Genomic DNA, 23,335 nt, shown 5'->3' on the forward strand with positions numbered 1-23,335 from the left:
TCGTTCCATTCAGGGCCGAGTTTGTCGAAATCGTCAGAAATCCAAATCTTGCCCTTCAGGGCACCTATGCGCGACAACAAGTCTTCTCGAACTTGGTGCCACGAGCCGCGCCGCGATCTTGCCGTGACGAGTGATGACTATCTCCTCGCCGGCCTCCGCGCGGCCGACGAGTTCCGATAGTTGGCCTTTGCTTCGGTTATGGAGACGTTCACGGCTTGACCCTTTTGATCGAAACTTAGATCAAGGCCGATCGAGCCGAAAACGGGGGTTCACGCCGCCTTGCCATCGACCTTGATTACGCCGCGCTTGATCTGGTCCTGCTCGATCGACTCGAACAGCGCGCGGAAATTGCCTTCGCCAAAACCTTCGTCGCCCTTCCTCTGGATGAATTCGAAGAAGATCGGGCCGATCACGGTTTTGGAGAATATCTGCAGCAGGATCTTGGTCATGCCGCCGTCGACCACGCCTTCGCCGTCGATCAGGATGCCGTGCTTCTTCATCCGCTCGATCGGCTCGTCATGCCCGTTCACCCTGTTGTACGACATGTCGTAGTAGGTCTCCGGCGGACCGGGCATGAACTTCAGCCCGTTGTCGGCAAGCTTGTCGGTGGCGGCGTAGATGTCGTCGGTGCCGACGGCGATATGCTGGATGCCTTCGCCATTGTACTTCTTCAGGTATTCGGCGATCTGGCTGGTGTCGTCCTTGGATTCATTTAGCGGAATGCGGATCTTGCCGCAGGGCGAGGTGATGGCGCGGCTGACCAGGCCGGTGATCTTGCCGTCGATGTCGAAGAAATGGATCTGCTTGAAGCCGAACAGCTCGCGATAAAAGTCCCACCATTTGTCCATCTGGCCGCGATAGACATTGTGGGTGAGGTGGTCGAGGAAATAGAAGCCGACGCCTTGCGGCCGCGGGTCGCGTTCGCCCAGCCACTCGAACTCGGCATCATAGGCCGAGCCCTTCTTGCCATAGGCTTCGATGAAATAGAGCAGCGAGCCGCCAATGCCGACAATGGCCGGCACGTCGAGCGCCTTGTCGTTGCCGTCGTAGGGCGTGGCGCCTTTCGATACCGCATGCTCGAATGCGTGCTTGGCATCGACAACACGCCAGGCCATCGAGGCGGCGCAAGGGCCGTGTTTGTCGACGAACTTCATCGCATGCGAGCCCGGTTCGGCATTGACGACATAGTTGATATCGCCCTGGCGCCAGACGGTGATGTCCTTCGTGCGGTGCTTGGCCATCGCGACATAGCCCATGCGGGTGAACAGTTCTGCTAGCTTCTGCGGCTCCGCATGCGCGAACTCGACGAACTCGAAACCGTCGGTGCCGGCGGGGTTTTCCTTGCTGATCTTTGCGGGCGGGGCGTCGTGCGGGAAGGGACCCATGGCATTCCTCCAAACGGATGGTGGCCGCATCGGACCACGAGATGACGCATGATAGTGCGAAGTGACCGCACAGTGCTTGCATTCAAACGCTTGAAATGATCATCTCGTGCGTAATTAATGCATGATTGGAGATGAATCGATGAATGAAGCGCGCATCGATCAATTTGACCGCAAGATAATGGCTCTCTTGCAGGGCGACGCGCGGCTCACCAACAACGATCTCTCGGAGCGCGTGAACCTGTCGGCATCGCAATGCTCACGCCGCCGCCAGCGGCTGGAGGAAGACGGCTACATCAAGGGCTATCGCGCCGTGCTCGACCGCGACAAGCTCGGCTTCTCGCTGGTCAACGTCATCTCGGTGACGCTCGCCACCCATAACCGCGACAATGCCAGGCGCTTCGGCGAGCTGCTGGCGCGGCTGCCGGAGGTGCAGGAGGCGCACGCGCTGACCGGCGAGATGGATTATATCTTGAAGGTGGTGACGCCCGATCTGAAATCATTGTCGGAATTCGTCAACGGTGTGCTCCTGCCGCACGAATCCGTGCAGCATGTGAAGACGGCGATCGTGTTGGAGACGCTGAAGGAGACCGGCGCGCTGCCGATCTAGTTTGAGAGAGTTTCAGTTGATACGTCGGCGAGACAGCACCCCTCTCTGGCCTGCCGGCCATCTCCCCCGCAAGGAGGAGATCAGCAGCTTTGTCCAGCGCTCATCCTGCAACGTCGGCGATTGGCGAAGAGCGAAGGCGACATCCGATCTCCCCCCGGGGGAGATGTCCGGCAGGACAGAGGGGGGTGTGAGGGATCGCCAGCGCCTCAGGATGCTCACCCCTTGGACTGCTGAATCAGCCCGTAGAGATTGGTGCAGCGCGCGCCGGAGCGGCAATAAGCAAATACCGGGCCTTCGAGCGCGTCGAGCGCTTCGGCCTGATCTTCGACATTCTCGGCTGTGATCTGGCCGCTGATTACCGGGATGTAGCGGAAGGCCAGCCCCGCGGCTTCGACCGCCGCCTTGACGCTGTCGGCCGAAGGCTGGTCGGGCTGCTCGTCATCCGGCCGGTTGCAGATCACGCTCTTGAAACCGGCTTCCTTGATGGCGGCGGCATCTTCGGGCTGGATCTGGCCCGAGACCGAATAGTCCTCGCTGATTTCTCGATATTCCATGGCTCTCATCCTCTCAACCTGGTTTGGCGCGAAGTCTTGCCACTCTCACACGAGGTCGGCAATCCGCGCCGGAAAGAAATACCTCGGCGCAGATAGACATTTGCGGTCTAAGATCCAACCCAGGCTCAAGAGGTTTCGCGCTGTTGGCCTTGCCCGAAGCCGGCAGCGACTCTAAACAGGCGCACCGACAAACGAAGGAACCATCCCATGAGCATTCGTCGCATCGATGTTGGCCCGCGCATGAGCCAGATCGTCATCCACGGCAACACCGTCTATCTCGCCGGCCAGGTCGGAACGCCCGGCGCCAGCGTTGGCGAACAGACGAGGTCGATCCTCGCATCTATCGACGAACTGCTGGCCAAGGCCGGCACTGACAAGACCAAGATCCTGCAGGCGATCATCTGGCTGGCCGATATGGGCACCTTCGCCGAGATGAACAAGGAATGGGACAAGTGGGTCCCGCAAGGCAACACGCCCGCCCGCGCCACGGGTGAGGCCAAGCTTGCAGGGCCGGAATACACTGTCGAGATTATCGTTACGGCGGCGATTTAAAGTGCAGCCTTCTACCTCCCCCTTGTGGGGAGGTCGGACCGAAGGTCCGGGCGGGGGGCTGGCGCCGACCCCCACCCCGCTGCTTCGCAGCGACCCTCCCCACAAGGGGGAGGGTAAAGGAGCTACCCCTGCGAAGGCCTGAACCGCGCCACCAGCGTGTGGCTCTCCGCGGCATAAGTGAACCTCACCTGCGTCACCGGGTGCTCGGCGCTCCAGGTTCGGCGCTCGACCACCAGGCAGGGCGCGCCGGTTGCGATGTCGAGCGCTTCGGCAATATGTCTGTCGGCCGCGACCGCGCGGATACGGTGCTCTGCCTCGCTCCATGGCACGCGGCCGATCAGCCAAGGGCCGGGGGCGATGTCGAGAAACTCCTCCTCGGCGGCTTCCGCGACGGCGGCGAGATTGATCAGCCGCTGTTCGTGCGCGAATGGCCGCTTGCCGGCGAAATGCCGGCATTCAAGCGCCAGCACCTGTCCGGCTGCGTCCAGTTCCAGCAAGGCGCGATCCTCGGCGCTGCTGCGCCTTTTCTGCCGCGCCAAGCGCTCGTAACGATAAGCCAGGCCAAGCGACTCAACCTCGATCCTGATGTCGTGGATTTCCAGCACCGCGGCCTGCGACTGCGGCTGGCGGACAAAGCTGCCCGAACGGCGGCGGCGCTCTATCAGCCCGGCCTTGGCCAGTTGCGACAGCGCCTTGTTCACTGTCATGCGCGAGCAATTGTATTCGGCCGTCAACTCGTGCTCGAACGGGATGCGGTGACCCGGCGCCCAGGCGCCGGACATTATTTTCTCGCTGATGTCGGACAGGATGCGCTGGTGCAGCGAACCGCCGCCTTCCACCGCCGCTGTCTCTGATATGCTCATGCCGAAAGCGCCGTCATCACATGGCGAAAGCGCTCGGCGATCGTCTCACGCGCTGCATGCCGGCCGCCGCTGACTTGTTTTTTTCCGTGCACCCAGACGCAATCGACCTTGCCGCCATTGGCAAAGATCCAGGCGTCGAGGATCGCATCGCCACTTTTTCCGGCCAGCGAAGGATGATTTTCGTCGAGTGAGACGAAATCGGCTGCGGCACCGGCGGCGATCCGCGACGGGCCGGCGCCGAGTGCAGTGCTGCCGCCATCGCGGGCCGCGTCGAACAGAGCCCGCCCGGTCGAGCCGCCGGCCACCGCCAGCACATTGCGGGCGCGGTGTGCGAGGCGCTGCGAATATTCGAGCTGGCGCAATTCATCCGGCAGGCCGATCAGCACGTTGGAATCCGAGCCGACGCCGAAGCGGCCGCCATGTTCGATGAACAGAGGTGCTGAAAAGGTGCCGTCGCCGAGATTGGCCTCGGTGATCGGGCAAAGCCCGGCAATGGCGCCGCTTCTGGCCATGCCGGTTGTCTCATCCTCGGTCATGTGGGTGGCGTGGATCAGGCACCAACGCTTGTCGATCCCGGCATTGGCGAGCAGCCATTCGACCGGTCGCGCACCCGACCACGCCAGGCAATCCTCGACCTCCTTCACCTGCTCGGCGACGTGGATGTGGATCGGTCCGTCCGGCGCAATGGCGGCAACAGCGCTGAGTTCCTCCGGCGTCGCGGCGCGCAGGCTGTGCGGGGCGACGCCAACGACAGCCTGATTCAACGCACGAACCGATTCGCGGCTTTTCTCAAGCAAGCGTTCGAACCGATTCACATTGTTGATGAATCGCCGCTGGCCTTCGTTGGGCGCAGCGCCGCTGAAGGACGAATGGGCATAAAACACCGGCAGCAGCGTCAGGCCGATCCCGGTTTCGCCGGCGGCCGCGGCAATACGTTCGGCCATCTCGGCAAGGTTGGCATATGGTTTTCCGTCGCGATCGTGGTGGAGATAATGAAATTCGCCGACGCGCGAGAATCCGGCCTCCAGCATTTCGACATAAAGCTGGGCGGCGACCGCCTCGACCTGGTCCGGCGTCATCGACAGCGCGAAGCGGTACATCACCTCGCGCCAGCTCCAGAAGCTGTCGGCGGAGGGACCGCGCAGTTCGGCAAGCCCGGCCATGCCGCGCTGGAAGGCGTGGCTGTGCAGGTTCGGCATGCCGGGCACCAGAATGGCGTGGCGTTCGTCACCGCTCCGCGGTGAAGAACCTGGCTCCACCTTCGCGATCTGACCGCCGCTCAGCGAGATCCGCACCTTGTCATGCCAGCCATCGGCCAGCAGCACCTGTTCCGCAAAGATCGCCGTCACGTTTTTCTCCGCATTCCATCAACAATGCACTTGCAGCGCGTTTCAATATGTATATACATAATCGCCATCCAAGCAACGGAAAAAGATGATGGCGGCACAAGACAAAAGCCGGGCAGGGGGCCTTCAGCTTTGGCGTAATGCGCGCCTGGCGACCATGGCCGAAGGCGTTGCCGGACTGGGCATTGTCGACAAGGGCGCGATCATCGCCCGTGACGGCGTCATCGTCTATGCCGGTCCGGAAGCCGAGATGCCGTCAGCGTTGGCTCAGGGCGGCGAGACTACCGATTGCGAAGGCCGCTGGATTACGCCCGGCCTGATCGACTGCCACACCCATCTCATCCATGCCGGCAACCGTGCCAACGAGTTCGAGATGCGGCTGGCCGGCGCCAGCTATGAGGAAGTCGCCCGTGCCGGCGGCGGCATCGTCTCCTCGGTCAAATCCCTGCGTGCCGCGAGCGAAGACGAACTGGTTGCGCAGACGCTGCCACGCCTCGATGCGCTGATGGCCGAGGGCGTCACCACGGTAGAGGTAAAGTCGGGTTACGGGCTCGATCTCGAAAATGAACAGAAGTCGCTTCGCGCCGCGCGGCAGCTGGACAAGCAACGCCCGGTCACGGTCCGCACCACCTTCCTCGGCGCGCATGCGCTGCCGCCGGAAGCAAAAGGCGACAAGGACGCTTTTGTCGATCTCGTCGCCAACACGATCCTGCCCGCAATCGCCGCCGGGGGCCTGGCTGACGCCGTAGACGGCTTTTGCGAAGGCATTGCCTTCTCGCCGGAGCAAATCGCCCGCGTGTTCGACAAGGCCAAGGCGCTTGGCCTGCCGGTAAAGCTCCATGCCGACCAGCTGTCGAACCTGCATGGCGCCGAACTCGCCGCCCGCTATGGCGCGCTGTCGGCCGACCATCTCGAATACACCGACGAGGCCGGCGCCGCAGCGATGGCCAAGGCCGGCACCGTGGCGGCCATCCTGCCCGGCGCCTACTATTTCATCCGCGAAACCAGGAAGCCGCCGGTCGGCCTGTTCCGCCGGCACGGCGTCAAGATGGCGGTCGCCACCGACAACAATCCCGGGACGTCGCCGCTGACCTCGCTGCTTCTGACCATGAACATGGCCGCGACGCTTTTCGGCCTGACCGTCGAGGAATGCCTGGCCGGCACCACTCGCGAGGCTGCCCGCGCGCTGGGATTGCTCGGCCAGACCGGCACGCTGGAGGCAGGAAAATCCGCCGACCTGGCGATCTGGGACATCGAGCGTCCGGCCGAACTCGTCTACCGCATGGGCTTCAACCCGCTCCATGCCCGCATCTGGAGAGGACAATGACCGAACTTAACCTGAAGCCCGGCAATGCGACGCTGGCCGACTGGCGCGCTATCTATCGCGGCGCCGTGCCGAAGCTCGACGCCTCCTGCCGGCCAAAAATCAAGGCCAGCGGCGAGGCAGTCGCCCGCATCGTCGCCAAGGGCGAGCCGGTCTATGGTATCAATACCGGCTTCGGCAAACTGGCCAGCGTCCGCATTCCGGCCGAGGATCTAGAGGCCTTGCAGCGCAACATCGTTTTGTCGCATGCCGCCGGCGTCGGCGAGCCGATGCCGGTCGCTGTGGTTCGGTTGATGATGGCGCTGAAGCTCGCCAGCCTTGCGCAGGGCGCGTCGGGCGTACGGCCGCAAACCATCGAGTTGCTGGAAGCGATGCTGGCCAACGACGTCATCCCCATGGTGCCGGCGCAGGGCTCGGTCGGCGCCTCCGGCGATCTCGCGCCGCTGTCGCACATGACGGCGGTGATGATCGGCGTCGGCGAATGCTTTACACCGCATGGCCGCTTCCCGGCCAAGGTCGCTTTCGTCTCGCACGGCCTGGAGCCCGTGACGCTCGGCGCCAAGGAAGGTCTGGCGCTGCTCAACGGCACGCAGTTTTCCACCGCCTACGCGCTGGCCGCTCTGTTCGAGGCCGAAGTGCTGTATCAGTCGGCGCTGGTCGCCGGGGCGCTGTCGACCGACGCTGCCAAGGGCTCGGACGCGCCCTTCGATCGGCGCATCCATCTCCTGCGCAAACATCCCGGCCAGATCGAGACGGCGGAAGCGCTGCGCAACCTGATGGCCGGCAGCGCCATTCGTGAATCGCACCGCGTCGGCGATGAGCGCGTGCAGGATCCGTACTGCCTGCGCTGCCAGCCGCAGGTGATGGGTGCGGCGCTCAACGTGCTGCGCCAGGTCGCCGATACGCTCGGCACCGAGGCCAATGGCGTCACCGACAATCCGCTGATCTTCGCCGAGGACGATACTGCGCTGTCCGGCGGCAATTTCCACGCCGAGCCGGTGGCTTTCGCTGCCGACATGATCGCGCTTGCCGTCTGCGAGATCGGCTCGCTGTCGGAGCGCCGCATCGCCATGCTGGTAGACCCCGCGCTGTCCGGCATGCCGGCCTTCCTGACGCCGAAGCCCGGCCTGAACTCCGGCTTCATGATCCCGCAGGTGACGGCGGCGGCGCTCGTCTCTGAGAACAAGCAGAAGGCCTATCCGGCAAGTGTCGATTCCATCCCGACCTCGGCCAACCAGGAAGACCATGTCTCGATGGCCGCACACGGCGCTCGCCGGCTGATCGGCATGATCGAAAACGCCACGGCCGTCATCGGCATCGAACTCCTGGCCGCCGCGCAAGGCTGCGATTTCCATGCGCCGCTGGCGTCGAGTGCAGCTCTGGAAGCGGTTCGCAAGCTGGTCCGCGCCGAGGTGCCGCATCTCGACAATGACCGGCATTTCCACCCTGACATGGAAAAAGCCATCGCCTTGGTGCGCAGCGGCGCTGCCATCAAGGCTGCGAGCGCGGTGACATTGCCTTCGATCTCGGGAGTCTGACATGACCGACTGGCTGACAGCGACGGAAGGCACGGCACCCCTGTTGGTGTCCATCCCGCACACGGGTATCGATCTCGCCGGCATCGACAATCGGCTGGTCTCGCCCTGGCTCGGCCGCCGCGATTGCGACTGGTGGATCGACAATCTCTACGATTTTGCCGCCGGCCTTGGCGCGACTGTCGTGCACACGTCGATCTCGCGCACCGTCATCGATGTCAACCGCGATCCTTCCGGCGCCTCGCTCTATCCCGGGCAGACGACAACGACGCTATGCCCGACCGAGACCTTCGACGGCGATCCGCTGTATCTGCCCGGCGCGGAACCGACGCCATCGGAGATAGACCAGCGCCGCATAGCGTATTTCGTGCCCTACCATGAAATGCTGGCGGCTCAGTCCGTCAGGCTGCGCGGCCTGCATGAGAAGGTCGTCATTTACGATTGCCACTCGATCCGGTCGGTGCTGCCGCGCCTGTTCTACGGCACGCTGCCGGTGTTCAATCTCGGCACCAATGACGGCCAGACCGCGGATCCTACGCTGCAGGCGCTGGTTGGCCAGATCATGGCCGAGAGCGGTGAAAGCAATGTCATCAACGGCCGTTTCAAGGGTGGCTGGATCACCCGCTATTTCGGCAATCCGCAAGGCGGCTACCATGCGCTGCAGATGGAACTTGCCGATCGCGGCTATTTGCGCGAGCCCAAGGGCAAGGGCGAACCGGACAATTGGCCGGTGCCTTATGATGCCGAGTTCGCCGCGCCGATGCGCGCCACACTGACGAAAATCCTCCAATCCGCCATTGACTGGGCCGGGCGCTGAGACGCCGCCTTACTCCAAAGGGACAATGATGAACAATCCTCGCCACAACATCCGCGAAGTGCGCGCGCCCCGCGGCGACAAGCTCAACGCCAAATACTGGACGACCGAAGCGCCGCTGCGCATGCTGATGAACAACCTCGATCCCGATGTCGCCGAAAACCCCAATGAGCTCGTCGTCTATGGCGGCATCGGCCGGGCCGCGCGCACCTGGAACGATTTCGACAGCATCGTCGCCTCGTTGAAGACCCTCAATGAAGACGAGACGCTGCTGGTCCAGTCCGGCAAGCCGGTCGGCGTCTTCCGGACGCACACCGATGCGCCGCGCGTGCTGATCGCCAACTCCAACATCGTGCCGCATTGGGCGACCTGGGATAAATTCAACGAGCTCGATAAAAAAGGCCTGATGATGTACGGCCAGATGACGGCCGGCTCCTGGATCTATATCGGCACGCAAGGCATCGTGCAGGGCACCTACGAGACCTTCGTCGAGGCCGGCCGCCAGCACTACAATGGCAACCTTACGGGCAAATGGATCCTGACCGGCGGCCTCGGCGGCATGGGCGGCGCCCAGCCGCTTGCCGCCGTCATGGCCGGCGCCTGCTGCCTCGCCATCGAATGCAATCCGGACTCGATCGATTTCCGGCTGCGCACCCGCTATGTCGACGAGAAGGCCGAGACGCTCGACGAAGCGATGGAAATGATCGAGCGCTGGACCAAGGCCGGCGAGGCGAAGTCGGTCGGCCTGCTCGGCAATGCGGCCGACATCGTGCCGGAAATGTTCAAGCGGGGCATCCGCCCCGACATGGTCACCGACCAGACCTCGGCGCATGACCCGATTAACGGCTATCTGCCCAAGGGCTGGACGATGGCTGAGTGGCGCGAGAAGCGCGTCTCCGATCCCAAGGCTGTCGAGAAGGCCGCCCGCGCCTCAATGCGCGAGCATGTCGAGGCGATGGTCGCGTTCTGGAATGCCGGCGTGCCGACGCTCGACTATGGCAACAACATCCGCCAGGTCGCCAAGGACGAAGGCTTCGAGAACGCCTTTGCTTTCCCGGGTTTCGTGCCGGCCTATATAAGGCCGCTGTTCTGCCGTGGCATCGGCCCGTTCCGCTGGGCTGCTCTTTCGGGCGATCCCAAGGATATCTACAAGACGGACGCCAAGGTGCGCGAACTCACCCCCGGCAACACCCATCTGCACAACTGGCTGGACATGGCACGTGAGCGCATCGCCTTCCAGGGCCTGCCGGCGCGCATCTGCTGGGTCGGCCTCGGCGACCGCCACAGGCTGGGCCTCGCCTTCAACGAAATGGTGGCCAGGGGCGAACTGAAGGCGCCCGTCGTCATCGGCCGCGACCACCTCGATTCCGGCTCGGTCGCTTCGCCGAACCGCGAGACGGAAGCGATGAAGGACGGCTCCGACGCCGTCTCCGACTGGCCGCTGCTCAATGCGTTGCTCAACACCGCGTCGGGCGCGACCTGGGTGTCGCTGCATCATGGCGGCGGCGTCGGCATGGGCTTCTCGCAGCATGCCGGCATGGTCATCGTCGCCGACGGCACGCCGGACGCCGCAAGGCGCCTGGAGCGCGTGTTGTGGAACGATCCGGCGACCGGCGTCATGCGCCACGCCGATGCCGGCTACGACATCGCCATCGAGTGCGCGAAGGAGCACCAGCTCAATCTGCCCGGTATTTTAGGCTGATTGGCTTAAATGATGCGCATCCTACGGGCCGCCGACTACCGCGTCATGCCGTGGAAGAATGGCGGCGGCACGACCACCGAGATCGCCGTCTCGCCGGACGGCGTCGGGCTGGACGATTTCGACTGGCGCGTTTCCATGGCGCGAGTCGAGGGCAGCGGCCCGTTCTCGGGGTTTGCCGGCGTCGACCGCACGCTTGCCGTGCTGGAAGGCGAGGGTATCGTGCTTGATATTGCCGGCCGTCCGCCGGCCGAAGTGACGGCGGCTTCCGCCCCGCTGTCCTTCCCGGCCGATGTGCCGACCTCGGCGGCGCTGATCTCCGGTCCGATCACCGATCTCAACGTCATGACCCGCCGCGGGCGGGCCACGCACTCGGTCGAGCGTCTGATGGTTTCGGTTCCGACCGATATCCGGCCGACCAGCGCTATGACCCTGATCCTGCCGTTCGACGGCGAGGTCGGCCTCAGCGGCCCGACATCGTCTCGTCTTGGACCCCTCGACACGCTGTTGCTCGGTCCGCAGGCGAAACTACGGGTTGAACCGGTACGGCCGACGACCGTGTTCGTCGTCCGGATAGCCAGGCTGGGCCAGCCGCACCGCCAGCACAACGATTAACGCCTGTTGCCAAACATGATCGCACGCCGGAGAAATCTGGCGTAAGCTGTTGTCTGGATCACGAAAAAGCCCGAATCCTTCCGTCGTTCCAAGGCGGACGGGAGGGCAGGGGTGCTCGTCCTTGAGTTGTCGAAAGCCCCACTTAAAATGTCGAAGGGATAACGCCTCTGGCGTGGTGCGAAGCAAAACTTTCGGCCAGTGTAATCATGCAACCAATTGCATTTGAATCGGTTTTAGGGACATTGCCGTGGCGGTGGCGCCGCATCGCGTCCCCCATGCGGAATTTTCAATGAATATCCAGACAAATCCTGCCCATATCGAAAAGTCCAGCGCCGGCTTCCCGGTCATCACCGAAGAGCCGATACGCTCCAATTTCCTGCCCGAAGAGCGGCTGCGCGCGCTGGGCGAAAGCCTTGCCAAGGGCGACATCAAGGACCTGTTCGGCCTGACGCCGTTCGATTTCCAGGCCCGCATCCGCGACAGCGCCAAGAAAATCCTCGAAGTCTACCGCTCGACCAATGCCGCCCAGGCCAAGGGCGAAACCATCACGCCTGCCGCCCAATGGCTGCTCGACAACAATTATCTCGTCGAGGAGACCATTTTTCAGGTGAAGCGCGACCTGCCGCGCCGTTTCTACCGGCAGTTGCCGACCCTGAAAGTGGCCGATCGCGCCGCGGTGCCGCGCGCGCTGGCCCTGGCCTGGAGCTATGTCGCCCATTCCGACAGTTCGGTTTCGGCGACCATGTTCAAATCCATCGTCGAGGGTTTTCAGTCGGTCGAGCCGCTCAAGATCGGCGAGCTCTGGGCGCTGCCGTCGCTGCTGCGCTTCGTTTTGATCGAGAATCTGCGCCGCATCGCCGTGCGCGTCGACCGCACCAGGCAGATGCGCCATATCGCCAACGAGGTCGCCGACCGCGTGCTGGCGACCGACGACAATGCAGACCGCCGGAAGATCCTGTCGGGCTACGGCGCGCATGCGCAGGACACCACCTTCGCCACCCAGTTGCTCTACCGCCTGCGCGACGGCTCGCAGAATGCCGGCAGGGCGCTGGAATGGCTGGAGGTCGAGCTCGAGAAAACCGGCTCCGACGCCGAGGAAATCATCATTTCCGAGCATCGCACGCTGTCCAGCGGCAATGTCACCACCGGCAATATCATCCGCGGCCTGCGCCTCATCAACGACGTCGACTGGACGGTGTGGTTCGAGGGCGTCAGCCGCATCGACACGCTGTTGCGCGAGCGCACCGATTTCGCCGCGCTCGATTTCTTTTCGCGCGACCAGTACCGCACGTCGATCGAGCAACTGGCGCGGCGCTCCGACCTGTCCGAATTCCGTGTCGCCGAAAAGGCCATCGAGCTGGCCAGCCATGTTCCCGGGGTCACCGATGCCTCCGGCGTGCCGGATGCATCAGCCGATCCGGCCATGCATACCGATGTCGGCTTCTTCCTGGTCGGCCCGCGCCGGCCGGATCTGGAAAAGGCGATCGGCTATCGGCCGCCCTTCCATGTGACTTTCAAGCGCGCCTTCACCGCCACGGGCTGGCTCGGCATCGTTGTGCCGGTCTTCCTGCTGACGGTGCTGCTGCTGGTTGTCTCCGGCAATGCGCTTGCCCATCTCGGACTGTCGGTGGAATCCATCACGCTGATGCTGGCGCTGTTTGCGGTGCCTGCCAGCGAAGGCGCGCTCGCCTTCTTCAACACCGTTGTTTCACTGTTCCTGAAGCCGACGCGGCTCGTCGGCTATGATTACAAGCACGGCATTCCGGCGGCATCACGCACCTTGGTCGTGGTGCCGTCGCTGATCGGCTCGCGCGATGATGTCGAGGAAAACATCCGCAACATCGAGGTGCATCACCTCGCCAACACGGCCGAAGAAATCCATTTCGCGCTGCTGTCCGACTGGCCGGATTCCAAGACCGAGATCGACGCCGCCGACATCGAGATCCTGCAATATGCGCGCGACGAGATCGCCAGGCTCAATGCCCGTTATCCCTCGGAAGGCGCGCCGCGTTTCTATATCCTGCATCGCCGCCGGCTCTACAACCAGGCGCAGGGCGCCTGGATGGGCTGGGAGCGCAAGCGCGGCAAGCTGCATGAGCTGAACCTTCTCTTGCGCGGCGACAGCGACACCACCTTCCTGCCGCTCGACGTGCCGCTGCCGGAAAAGGTCGTCTATGTCATGACGCTCGACGCCGACACGCGCACCACGCGCGACGCCGTGTCGTCACTGGTCGGCAAGCTCGCCCATCCGCTCAACCGCCCGCATTTTGACGCGACAAAGCGCGTCGTTACCGCCGGCTACACCATTCTGCAGCCGCGCATCACAGCCTCGCTCACCAGCGGCGACGACGCTTCTTTCTTCCAGCGCGTCTTCTCGTCCAACAGCGGTCTCGATCCTTACGTCTTTGCCGTCTCGGATCTCTACCAGGACGTCTTCAGCGACGGCTCCTTCACCGGCAAGGGCCTTTATCACGTCGACGCTTTCGAGGCGGCGCTGCAGGGCCGCATCGAGGAAAACACCGTCCTCAGCCACGATCTGCTCGAAGGTGCGCTGGCGCGCGCAGCACTTGTCACCGACGTCGAACTGGTCGAGGACTATCCTACCCGCTACTCGGTCGACGCCTCGCGCCACCACCGCTGGGCGCGCGGCGACTGGCAGCTGCTGCGCTTCATCTTCTCGCCGCGTTCCGGCGTGCCGGCGCTGTCGCGCTGGAAGATGGTCGACAATCTGCGCCGCTCGCTGACCCCGATCTTCTGGGTGATGGCGGCGATCGCCGGCTGGACGCTGCTGCCCTTCACGCAGGCCGCGCAGTGGCAGGCGCTGCTGATCCTGTCGCTGTTCATGGCGCCGACCTTCGATGTCGTCAACGCCATCCTGCCCAAGAGCGGCGACCAGACGCCGCGCGGCCATTTCTCCGCACTGGCGCACGACACCGTCTTCGGCACGGCCCTTGTGGCGCTGAAAGTGCTGTTGATGGCGCACAATGCCTGGATGATGGGCGACGCCATCGTGCGCACGCTCTACCGCCTGTTCGTCAGCCGCCAGAACCTGCTGGAATGGCGCACCGCGTCGCAGGCGCACAAGGGCGGCGACAACGATATCGGCTCCTATTACAGCATGATGTATGGCGCCGTGATCATCGGCGTCGTCGGTCTCGCTATCCCCGTGCTGGCCGATTCCACCGGTGCCTTCGTCGCCTTCTTCTTCGCTCTGTTCTGGATCGGTTCGCCGGCGGTTGCCTGCTGGATCAGCCGCTCGGCCGAGACCGAGGACCGCCTGCGCATATCGCAAGCCGACATCCACGCGCTGCGCACCGTGGCGCGCCGCACCTGGCATTATTTCGAAACCTTCGTCACGGCCGAGCACCACAATCTGCCGCCCGACAATTTCCAGGAAAGCCCGGCGCCGGTTGTGGCGCCGCGGACGTCGCCGACCAATATCGGCGTCTACCTGCTGTCGGTGGTGTCGGCACGCGATTTCGGCTGGATTGCGCTCTCCGACGCCATCACTCGCATCGACGCCACGATGACGACCATCGAGAGCATGCCGCGCAACCGCGGCCACCTCTTCAACTGGTACGACACCACGACGCTCAAGCCGCTCTATCCGCTCTACATCTCGGCCGTCGACAGCGGCAATCTGGCCGGACATCTGGTCGCGGTGGCGGCGGCCTGTGCCGAGTGGGCGGAAGCCCCGTCCGTTCACCTGCAGGGCGATTTCGAAGGCGTCCTCGACACGGTGAGTATCCTCGACGAGAGCCTCGAGGAATTGCCTGACGACCGCCGGCAACTGCGGCCGTTGCGCCAGCGTCTGGCCGATCGCCTCGATGGCATGCGGCGCGCCGTCATGACCATCAAGGCGCAGCCGGAGATGGCCTCGATCCGCACGATTAACCTGGCCGTGCTTGCCGGCGAGATCCGCAAGCTCGCCACCGCCATCCACACCGAGGCCGGATCGCAGCGGAGCGACATTATCGCCGACTGGGCGGCACGGCTGGAAGCGACCTGCGAGGCGCATGTGCATGACTCGCACAGCGACGAAAACGCCGTCGAAGCCTTGCGCGCCAAGCTGCTGGCGCTGCGCGAACGCTGCCGCCGCTATGCCTTCGAGATGGATTTCTCTTTCCTGATGCGTCAGGAGCGCAAACTGCTGTCAATCGGCTACCGGGTCGAGGAGCATCAGCTCGATGAGAGCTGCTACGATCTGCTCGCCTCCGAGGCGCGGCTGACCAGCCTGTTCGCCATCGCCAAGGGTGACCTGCCCACGGAGCATTGGTTCCGGCTTGGAAGGCCGATCGTCGAGATCGGCTTCCAGGGTGCGCTGATGTCCTGGTCGGGCTCGATGTTCGAGTATCTGATGCCGCCTTTGGTGATGAAGGAGCCGCAGGGATCGATCCTCAACCAGACCAGCAAGCTGATCATCAAGCGCCAGATCCAGTACGCGCGTTCGAAGAACGTGCCCTGGGGTATTTCGGAAGCGGCCTACAATGCCCGCGACCGCGAACTGACCTACCAGTATACCAATTTCGGCGTGCCCGGACTTGGTCTCAAGCGCGGCCTTGGCCAGAACACGGTGATCGCGCCTTACGCCACGATCCTCGCGGCGCAGTTCACACCGCGCGAATCCGTCCAGAATCTGGCCAGGCTGCGCTCCATCGGCGCGCTCGGCCGGCATGGCTTTTATGACGCCGTCGACTTCACGCCGCAGCGCGTGCCGGAAGGCACCGACCATGCCGTTGTCCTGAACTACATGGCGCATCACTCCGGCATGTCGATCGCCGCCGTTGCCGACGCCATCTTCGAGGGCAGGCTGCGCGACCGCTTCCACAGCGATCCGGTGATCGAGTCTGCCGAACTCCTGCTTCAGGAGAGGGCGCCGCGCGACATCCCGACCGCCACGGTCAGGACCGAAGCCGACGAGCGCTCGAAGGACGAGACCGAGGTCGAGAGCCCGGATTCGCGCATCGTCCTCGACCCGCTGAGGGCGTTGCGCGCCACCAGCGTCATGTCCAATGGCCGCTACTCCGTCATGGTCTCGGCCACCGGTTCCGGTTACAGCCGCTGGGGCGAACTCGCCGTCACCCGTTGGCAGCCCGACCCGACCGAAGACCGGCTCGGCTCCTACATCTTCCTGCGCGACGCCGGCAGCGGCGACTGGTGGTCGGCCACCGCGGAGCCGAAGCAGGCGACCGGCGAGAGAGTGCAGACGCTGTTTTCCGACGACAAGGCGAGCTTCGTCAAAACAGTGGGCTCGCTGCGTTCGGAGGTCGAATGCATCGTCATCTCGGAAGGCAATGGCGAGGGACGGCGCGTCACGCTCTACAACGACGGCGCCACTGACCGGCATATCGAGGTGACCTCCTTTGCCGAGCTGGTGCTGGGCAACGAAGCCTCCGACAATGCCCATCCTGCGTTCTCGAAAATGTTTATCGAGACCGAGATCGCTGCCAACAACGGCGCCATCTTTGCCACCAGGCGCAAGCGCGAGAAGAACGAGCCTGACGTCACCATGGTGCATTTCGTCACCGATCCGTCCGGGTCGGCGCGCGATGCCGAGGCCGAAACCGACCGCCGTGCCTTCATCGGCCGTGGCCGTACCATCGCGGAAGCGGCGGCCTTCGATCCCGGCGCCAAGCTTGGCGGTCACCACGGCTTCACCCTCGATCCGGTAGCGGCCCTGCGCCGCCAGGTGCGGGTGCCGGCCAACAAGAAGATATCGCTGACCTTCTGGACCGCCGTCGGCGCCAACCGCGCCGAACTGGACGAGGCCATCGCCAGGCTCGACCATCCCGAAAGTTTTGCCCGCCAGGCGATGCTTGCCTGGACGCGTTCGCAGGTGCAGACCCGCCATCTTGGTCTCAGCCTGACCGACGCCGCCAACGTGCAGAAGCTGGCGCGCTTCCTGATCTATCCCGATCCGTTCCTGCGCCTGCCCGGCGAATCCATCGCTTCGGGGCTGGGCAAGCAGTCCAGCCTGTGGCCGACCAGCATTTCGGGCGATTTCCCGATCTTCCTGGTCCGCATCGGCGACGTGGCCGACCTCGAAATTGTCGCCCAGGCGCTGCGCTTCCAGGAGTATATGCGCGCCCGCGGCATGATGATCGACTTCGTGGTCGTCAACGAGCAGGCATCGTCCTATGTCCAGGATCTGCAGCGCGCGGTCGAGACGCTGTGCGAAAACAGCCGCCTGCGCGGCAAGGAACTCGGGCCGCGCCAGCACATCTTCGCCGTGCGCCGCGACCTCATGGACGAGGCGACGTACAAGACGCTGCTGGCGGTTGCCCGCGTGGTTCTGCACACGCGCAACGGCACCATCTTCGACCAGATCGAACGCGCCGAGGCGGCAGCCTTGCAAGCACGCGATGCCCTGCAGCCGGCGCCCCCCGCGTCACTGCGCGAGCCGTCTCTGCCGGTGCCGGCGGCGCCTGCATACCATGCCGCGTCCGACAGCAGCGCCGACGGCAGCGGCCTCAGCCAGTGGAACGGCTTTGGCGGTTTCGAGGGCGACGGCCGCCACTATGTCACCCGCCTTGCAGGCCGGCGCTCGACGCCGCAGCCCTGGATCAACGTCGTCTCGAACGCCTCGTTCGGATTCCATGTCTCGGCCGAAGGCGCTGCTTTCACCTGGAGCCGCAACAGCCGCGATTACCAGCTGACGCCATGGTCGAACGATCCGGTCACCAACCGGCCGGGCGAGGGCATCTACATCTACGACCAGACCAGCGGCAAGGCATTCTCGCCACTGGCTGCCGTGGTCCGCGATCCCTTGATGACCTATGAGACATGGCACGGCCAGGGCTTCTCGACCTTCCGGTCCAAACGCGGCCCGCTGTCGATGGATCTGACGCACGTCGTCGATCCCGTCGATCCAGTGAAGATCACGCGGCTGCGCATCCAGAACTCAGGCCCGGCGCCGGCGCGGCTGCGCGTCTATGCCTATGCCGAATGGGTCCTCGGCAGCCATCGCTCGAGCACGGCTGCGACCATCATCCCGTCCAGGGATCCAGCGACTGGCGCGCTTCTGGCGCAAAACCCCTACGGTCTCGATTTCGGCGACCGGGTGGCCTTCCTGGCCGCCACTGGTCCGGTGCATTCGGTGACAGCCGATCGCGGCGAGTTCATCGGCAGGCACGGCACCAGCGCCTTCCCGCACGCCGTCGTCAGCGGCGCCGGCCTGTCGGGCCGCGTCGAGGCCGGCGACGATCCGTGCGCAGCTGTCGCCAGCGAAATCGATATCCCTGCCGGCGGCGACGTCACGCTGGTCTGGCTGCTTGGCGACGCCGCCACATCAGCCGAGGCGAGCGCGTTGGTGCAGACTCATTCGGGCAAGGATTTCGACCAGCGGCTGGCCGACAATGAACGCGTCTGGCGCGGCTTCCTCGACACCATCCAGGTCGAGACGCCCGACAAGGCGCTCGACGCCATGGTCAATCACTGGCTGCCCTATCAGAGCCTGGCCTGCCGCATCCGCGCCCGCTCGGCCTTTTATCAGGCAAGCGGCGCCTTCGGCTTCCGCGACCAGCTGCAGGACACGCTGGCCCTGCTTGCGCATGATCCGAAACTGGCGCGCGACCAGATCCTCAATGCGGCGCGCCGGCAGTTCCCCGAAGGCGATGTCCAGCATTGGTGGTTGCCGCGCACCGACGCCGGCGTGCGCACCATGATCTCCGACGATGTGGTCTGGCTGGCGCATGCCACCAATCGCTACATCGAGGTGACCGGCGATACAGGGATCCTGAAGGAGCAGCTGCCTTTCATCGACGGGCAGGTGCTGGGCGAGGGCGAGCACGACGCCTTCTTCACGCCGGAAATCTCCAAGACGAACGCTTCGCTCTACGACCATTGCGCGCGTGCGCTCGACCTTGCGATCAAGCGCAGCAGCCCGGCCGGGCTGCCGCTGATCCTCGGCGGCGACTGGAACGACGGCATGAACCGTGTCGGCGAAGCCGGCAAGGGGGAGAGTGTCTGGCTCGGCTGGTTCCTTTTGAAGACGCTGGGCGACTTTACCACCGTGGCCAAGGGGCAGGGCGACACCAAGCGGGCGCAGGCCTGGACAAAACACGCCGATGTGCTGAAGCGGGCGCTGGAAAGCACCGCCTGGGACGGCCAGTGGTATCGCCGCGGCAGCTACGACGACGGCACGCCGCTTGGCTCGCACAATTCGGACGAGTGCAAGATCGACTCCATCGCGCAGTCGTGGAGCGTGCTCTCCGGCGAGGGCGACCCCGCGCGCTCGACCACGGCGATGCAGCAGGCGACGAACCTGCTGGTCGACGACAAGCTCAAGATCGTCAAACTGTTTACCCCGGCCTTCCAGAACACGAGAAAGGACCCTGGTTACATCAAGAGTTATCCGCCGGGCGTGCGCGAGAACGGCGGCCAGTACACCCATGCGGCGACCTGGTTCGTGATCGCGCTCGCCGAAATGGGCCGCACCGACGATGCCTATCGCTGCTTCTCGATGCTGAACCCGGTCAACCATGCGCTCGACGATGCATCGGCCGAGCATTATCGCGTCGAGCCGTACGTCGTCGCCGCCGACATCTATTCCGGTGAGGACAAGGGCGGTCGCGGCGGCTGGACCTGGTATACGGGCTCAGCGGGATGGCTCTACCGTGCTGCGGTCGAAGGAATTCTGGGCATTGAGCGGCGGGGCAAGCAGATCACGTTCCGGCCGAAACTGCCCAGCCATTGGGACGGCTATTCTGCAACGCTGAAGATGCTGGGGGCGGAGGTCAAGGTTCGCGTCATCCGCGACAAAAAGGCCAAATCCATCTCGCTCGAAGTCAATGGAACCAAGACAAAGTCTTCCGGTTTTCAGCCGAAGGCCGGCGACAAGACCGAGGTGGTCGTCAAGATACCCGCGTAAAATCAAGGGCTTCAGATTGTTGACGCGCGCCTTTCGAGGCGCGCGTTTTCTACTTGGGCATGCTCCTGGCGCAGTACGGCGTGCCTTCCCGGATACCGGCGGGCCAAGCGTGCAGTGATTAAAAATGTGGCAGCGCCAGCTGCTGCCATGATTTTGCCGCAAGACTGACATTTCACCTTTTATCTCAAACCGTTAGGTGATCACGGCAGATTTCGCAACGTCGTCATCTTTTGTTCGCAGAATGGGAACGGAAGAGGTAGACGGGCATTGTTTTGCGACCCGTTAACCGGTACGTGTCAAGAAATGGTGCGGTGCACAATAATGTTTTGGGCGGAGTAGCTGAAGTGTCACTTCTGCAAATCTACTGGAGAGCGCTGGGTTATCTCGCAGCCGACAGGAAGCGCGTTGCGTTTATCTGCGGTGCGAATGTCGCGCTCGCCATTATCGCCATCCTCGAGCCGATCATGTTCGGCCGGGTAATCGACGCCATCTCCGATAAGGGTTCGGTGTTTTCGACGCTGGCGCTGTGGGCCGGTCTCGGCGCCTTTAACATCGTCGCCTTCGTGCTGGTGGCGCGCGGCGCCGACCGTTTTGCTCACAAGCGGCGCAGCGAGGTGCTGTGCCAGTCGTTCGAGCGCGTGATCACCATGCCGCTCGCCTGGCACCACCAGCGCGGCACCTCCAACGCGCTGCACACGCTGCTGCGCGCCGTCGAGACGCTGTTCAGCCTGTGGCTTGAATTCATGCGCCAGCATCTGTCGACGGCGGTTGCGCTGGCTCTGCTGATTCCGACCGCGATAAGCATGGATCTTCGCATGTCGCTGGTGCTAATGGCGCTGGGCGTTCTCTATGTCGGCATCGGCCGGCTTGTGATGAAGCGCACCAAGGCGGGCCAGGCCGCGGTCGAGCGCCACTACCATCAGGTCTTCGCGCATGTGACCGACTCGGTCAGCAATGTCGCCGTGCTGCAGAGCTACAACCGTCTCGGTCACGAGGCCGATACGCTGCGCCGCTATGTCAAGAACCTGCTCGACGCGCAGAACCCGGTGCTCGACTGGTGGGCGATGGCCAATGCGTTGCACCGCCTGTCGTCGACCATTTCGATGATGGTTGTGCTTTTGATCGGCGCCTATCTGGTCACCCATGGCCAGCTCAAGATCGGCGACGTCATCGCCTTCACCGGCTTTGCCACGCTGCTGATTGCCCGCCTCGACCAGATGTCGGCTTTCGCCAACCAGATTTCGGAAGCCCGCGCCAAGCTCGAGGACTTCTATCACCTCGAGGATTCGGCCGCCGACTCCGCCGAGCCGGACGGCTTGCGCGACCTCACCAACGTCACCGGCCACGTCCGCTTCGAGAATGTCGGCTTCGAGTTTGCCAATTCGAGGCAGGGCGTCGACGACGTCTCCTTCGAGGTCCAGGCCGGGCAGACGGTTGCCATCGTCGGCCCGACCGGCGCCGGCAAGACGACGCTGATCAACCTCTTGCAGCGCGTCTTCTCGCCGTCTCATGGCCGTATCCTGATCGACGGCATCGACACCCGCACGGTGACCCGCAAGTCGCTGCGTCATTCGATCGCCACCGTCTTCCAGGATGCCGGCCTGCTCAACCGCTCGATCGAGGACAACATCCGCGTCGGTCGTGCCGAGGCGACTTATGACGAGGTTCACGCCGCCGCCAATGCGGCTGCCGCGCAGGATTTTATCCTTGCCAAGAGCGCCGGCTATGACACCGTCGTTGGCGAGCGCGGCGGCCAGCTTTCGGGCGGCGAGCGTCAGCGCATCGCCATTGCCCGCGCCGTGCTCAAGGACGCACCGATTCTGGTGCTCGACGAGGCGACCAGCGCGCTCGATGTCGAGACCGAGGACCGCGTCAAGGAAGCCATCGACGAACTGAGGCGCAACCGCACCACCTTCATCATCGCCCACCGCCTGACCACCGTCCGCGACGCCGACCTGGTCGTGTTCATGGACAAGGGCAAGGTGGTCGAGATGGGCGGCTTCGCCGAACTGTCGCTGCGCAATGGCCGTTTCGCCAGCCTGCTGCGCGCCGGCGGCCTGCTCAACGACGAGGAAGTCCGCCGCCTCAGCCGCACCGTGAATATCGAAGCGGCGTAGCTTTTTTACCTCCCCCTTGTGGGGAGGTCGGACCCGTAGGGTCCGGGTGGGGGTAGTGCCCCACCACCCCCACCCGGCTGCTTCGCAGCGACCCTCCCCACGAGGGGAGGGTAAATAAGACTGCGACACTCGCTCGATTGCCCCGAACGCGCCGCCGGTCTATCTAGACCTTATGAGCGATACCTCCTCACGCCTCGCCGGCTGGACCGACCTCGCCAACCCCACGCGCTTTGTCGGGCTGGCCGATAGGCTGGTGCCGTGGCTGGCGTCGATCGCCGCGATCCTGCTCGCCATCGGTCTCTATATGAGCTTTGCCGCGCCTGAGGATTTCCAGCAGGGCATCACGGTGCGCATCATGTATATCCACGTGCCTTTCGCCTGGCTCGCCATGATGTGCTACACGGTGATGGCCGTCGCCGCGCTCGGCACGCTGGTCTGGCGCCATCCCTTGGCCGATGTCGCGCTGAAGTCGGCAGCCCCGATCGGCGCCACCTTCACCGCGCTTGCGCTGGTCACCGGCTCGATCTGGGGCAAGCCGATGTGGGGCACCTGGTGGGTCTGGGACGCCCGTCTGACCTCGGTCTTCATCCTGTTCCTGATGTATCTCGGCATCATCGCGCTGACGCGTGCGCTGGATGACGCCAGCCGCGCCGCCTGGGCCGCCGCCATCATCACGCTCGTCGGCTTCATCAACATCCCGATCATCAAATTCTCGGTCGACTGGTGGAACACGCTGCACCAGCCGGCCTCGGTGTTCCGGCTCGGCGGGCCGACGATCGATCCCAGCCTGCTATGGCCGCTGCTGGTGATGGCGCTCGGCTTCACCGTGCTGTTCTTCGCGCTGCATTTGACGGCGATGCGCACCGAGATCCGCCGCCGGCGGGTCATTGCCATGCGGCGCATCGCGGCGCGGCAGGCAGAGCAACGCGACTAGGCGGTTCTCTTTTCCGGCACTCGAATGACAACCGAAACAGCAGCCTTTGCCTGTCTCCGTCTAAATTAGAGTATGCTGCTATGTTGCTGCATAGCAACGAGGATTCCTGAAAGAGTGCCCT

The 23,335-nt window shown here is 64.0% G+C and carries 14 protein-coding genes and 1 pseudogene; 10 read left to right on the plus strand and 5 right to left on the minus strand.

The features are described 5' to 3' along the window. Nucleotides 1–33: 33 nt before the first annotated feature. Both ACYG97_RS05370 and hppD read right to left on the minus strand, forming a co-directional pair. Nucleotides 34–147, minus strand: a pseudogene (locus tag ACYG97_RS05370) (hypothetical protein); the annotation flags it as partial. A 122-nt stretch (nt 148–269) separates the two neighbouring features. Further along, nucleotides 270–1,385, minus strand: coding sequence for a 4-hydroxyphenylpyruvate dioxygenase (gene hppD / locus ACYG97_RS05375; RefSeq protein ID WP_023711616.1), 1,116 nt, complete (start codon nt 1,383–1,385; stop codon nt 270–272). 139 nt (nt 1,386–1,524) lie between these two features. Here hppD and ACYG97_RS05380 point away from each other — a divergent pair, with 139 nt between their 5' ends. Continuing rightward, the gene (locus ACYG97_RS05380; RefSeq protein ID WP_023734215.1) at nt 1,525–1,992 is read left to right on the plus strand and encodes an Lrp/AsnC family transcriptional regulator; all 468 of its coding nucleotides are present in this window, start codon (nt 1,525–1,527) and stop codon (nt 1,990–1,992) included. A gap of 215 nt (nt 1,993–2,207) precedes the next feature. Here the strand turns inward: ACYG97_RS05380 and ACYG97_RS05385 are convergent, their stop codons facing one another. Further along, on the minus strand, nt 2,208–2,546 hold the full coding sequence (locus tag ACYG97_RS05385; RefSeq protein WP_023672907.1) for a protein tyrosine phosphatase family protein: 339 nt from the start codon (nt 2,544–2,546) through the stop codon (nt 2,208–2,210). Nucleotides 2,547–2,753: 207 nt separating this feature from the next. On the opposite strand from ACYG97_RS05385, the gene ACYG97_RS05390 reads away from it, so the two are divergent. Next, nucleotides 2,754–3,098 carry a RidA family protein gene (locus ACYG97_RS05390; RefSeq protein WP_023672906.1) on the plus strand — a complete coding sequence of 115 codons (345 nt, stop codon included), beginning with the start codon at nt 2,754–2,756 and terminating at the stop codon, nt 3,096–3,098. A gap of 122 nt (nt 3,099–3,220) precedes the next feature. On the opposite strand, the gene hutC is transcribed toward ACYG97_RS05390, so the two are convergent. Both hutC and ACYG97_RS05400 read right to left on the minus strand, forming a co-directional pair. Continuing rightward, nucleotides 3,221–3,961 carry a histidine utilization repressor gene (hutC, locus tag ACYG97_RS05395; RefSeq protein ID WP_023724862.1) on the minus strand — a complete coding sequence of 247 codons (741 nt, stop codon included), beginning with the start codon at nt 3,959–3,961 and terminating at the stop codon, nt 3,221–3,223. Further along, nucleotides 3,958–5,310, minus strand: coding sequence for a formimidoylglutamate deiminase (locus ACYG97_RS05400; protein WP_023734214.1), 1,353 nt, complete (start codon nt 5,308–5,310; stop codon nt 3,958–3,960). Before ACYG97_RS05400 ends, hutC begins: the two co-directional genes overlap by 4 nt. Before the next feature lie 88 nt (nt 5,311–5,398). Here ACYG97_RS05400 and hutI point away from each other — a divergent pair, with 88 nt between their 5' ends. The 8 genes from hutI (at nt 5,399) to ACYG97_RS05440 (ending at nt 23,214) form a co-directional block, all read left to right on the plus strand. Further along, entirely contained in the window at nt 5,399–6,634 is a 1,236-nt protein-coding gene (hutI, locus tag ACYG97_RS05405; RefSeq protein ID WP_023734213.1) for an imidazolonepropionase, read from the plus strand. Then, nucleotides 6,631–8,169 carry a histidine ammonia-lyase gene (gene hutH, locus ACYG97_RS05410; protein ID WP_023734212.1) on the plus strand — a complete coding sequence of 513 codons (1,539 nt, stop codon included), beginning with the start codon at nt 6,631–6,633 and terminating at the stop codon, nt 8,167–8,169. Before hutI ends, hutH begins: the two co-directional genes overlap by 4 nt. A 1-nt stretch (nt 8,170) precedes the next feature. After that, nucleotides 8,171–8,983 carry an N-formylglutamate deformylase gene (gene hutG / locus ACYG97_RS05415; RefSeq protein ID WP_023734211.1) on the plus strand — a complete coding sequence of 271 codons (813 nt, stop codon included), beginning with the start codon at nt 8,171–8,173 and terminating at the stop codon, nt 8,981–8,983. A gap of 25 nt (nt 8,984–9,008) precedes the next feature. Next, nucleotides 9,009–10,682 carry a urocanate hydratase gene (gene hutU / locus ACYG97_RS05420; RefSeq protein ID WP_198020713.1) on the plus strand — a complete coding sequence of 558 codons (1,674 nt, stop codon included), beginning with the start codon at nt 9,009–9,011 and terminating at the stop codon, nt 10,680–10,682. A 12-nt stretch (nt 10,683–10,694) separates the two neighbouring features. Next, a complete protein-coding gene (locus ACYG97_RS05425) occupies nt 10,695–11,294 on the plus strand; it encodes a HutD/Ves family protein (protein ID WP_023734209.1) in 600 nt (199 codons plus the stop codon). Nucleotides 11,295–11,583: 289 nt separating this feature from the next. Beyond that, the gene (locus ACYG97_RS05430) at nt 11,584–20,163 is read left to right on the plus strand and encodes a GH36-type glycosyl hydrolase domain-containing protein (RefSeq protein WP_023734208.1); all 8,580 of its coding nucleotides are present in this window, start codon (nt 11,584–11,586) and stop codon (nt 20,161–20,163) included. A 344-nt stretch (nt 20,164–20,507) separates the two neighbouring features. Beyond that, nucleotides 20,508–22,280: a glucan ABC transporter ATP-binding protein/ permease gene (locus ACYG97_RS05435; RefSeq protein ID WP_023672897.1), complete on the plus strand. Its 1,773-nt coding sequence runs from the start codon at nt 20,508–20,510 to the stop codon at nt 22,278–22,280. 172 nt (nt 22,281–22,452) lie between these two features. After that, nucleotides 22,453–23,214, plus strand: coding sequence for a heme ABC transporter permease (locus ACYG97_RS05440; protein ID WP_023715243.1), 762 nt, complete (start codon nt 22,453–22,455; stop codon nt 23,212–23,214). The last annotated feature ends 121 nt before the right edge of the window (nt 23,215–23,335 follow it).

The organism is Mesorhizobium sp. W067, assembly GCF_054719525.1.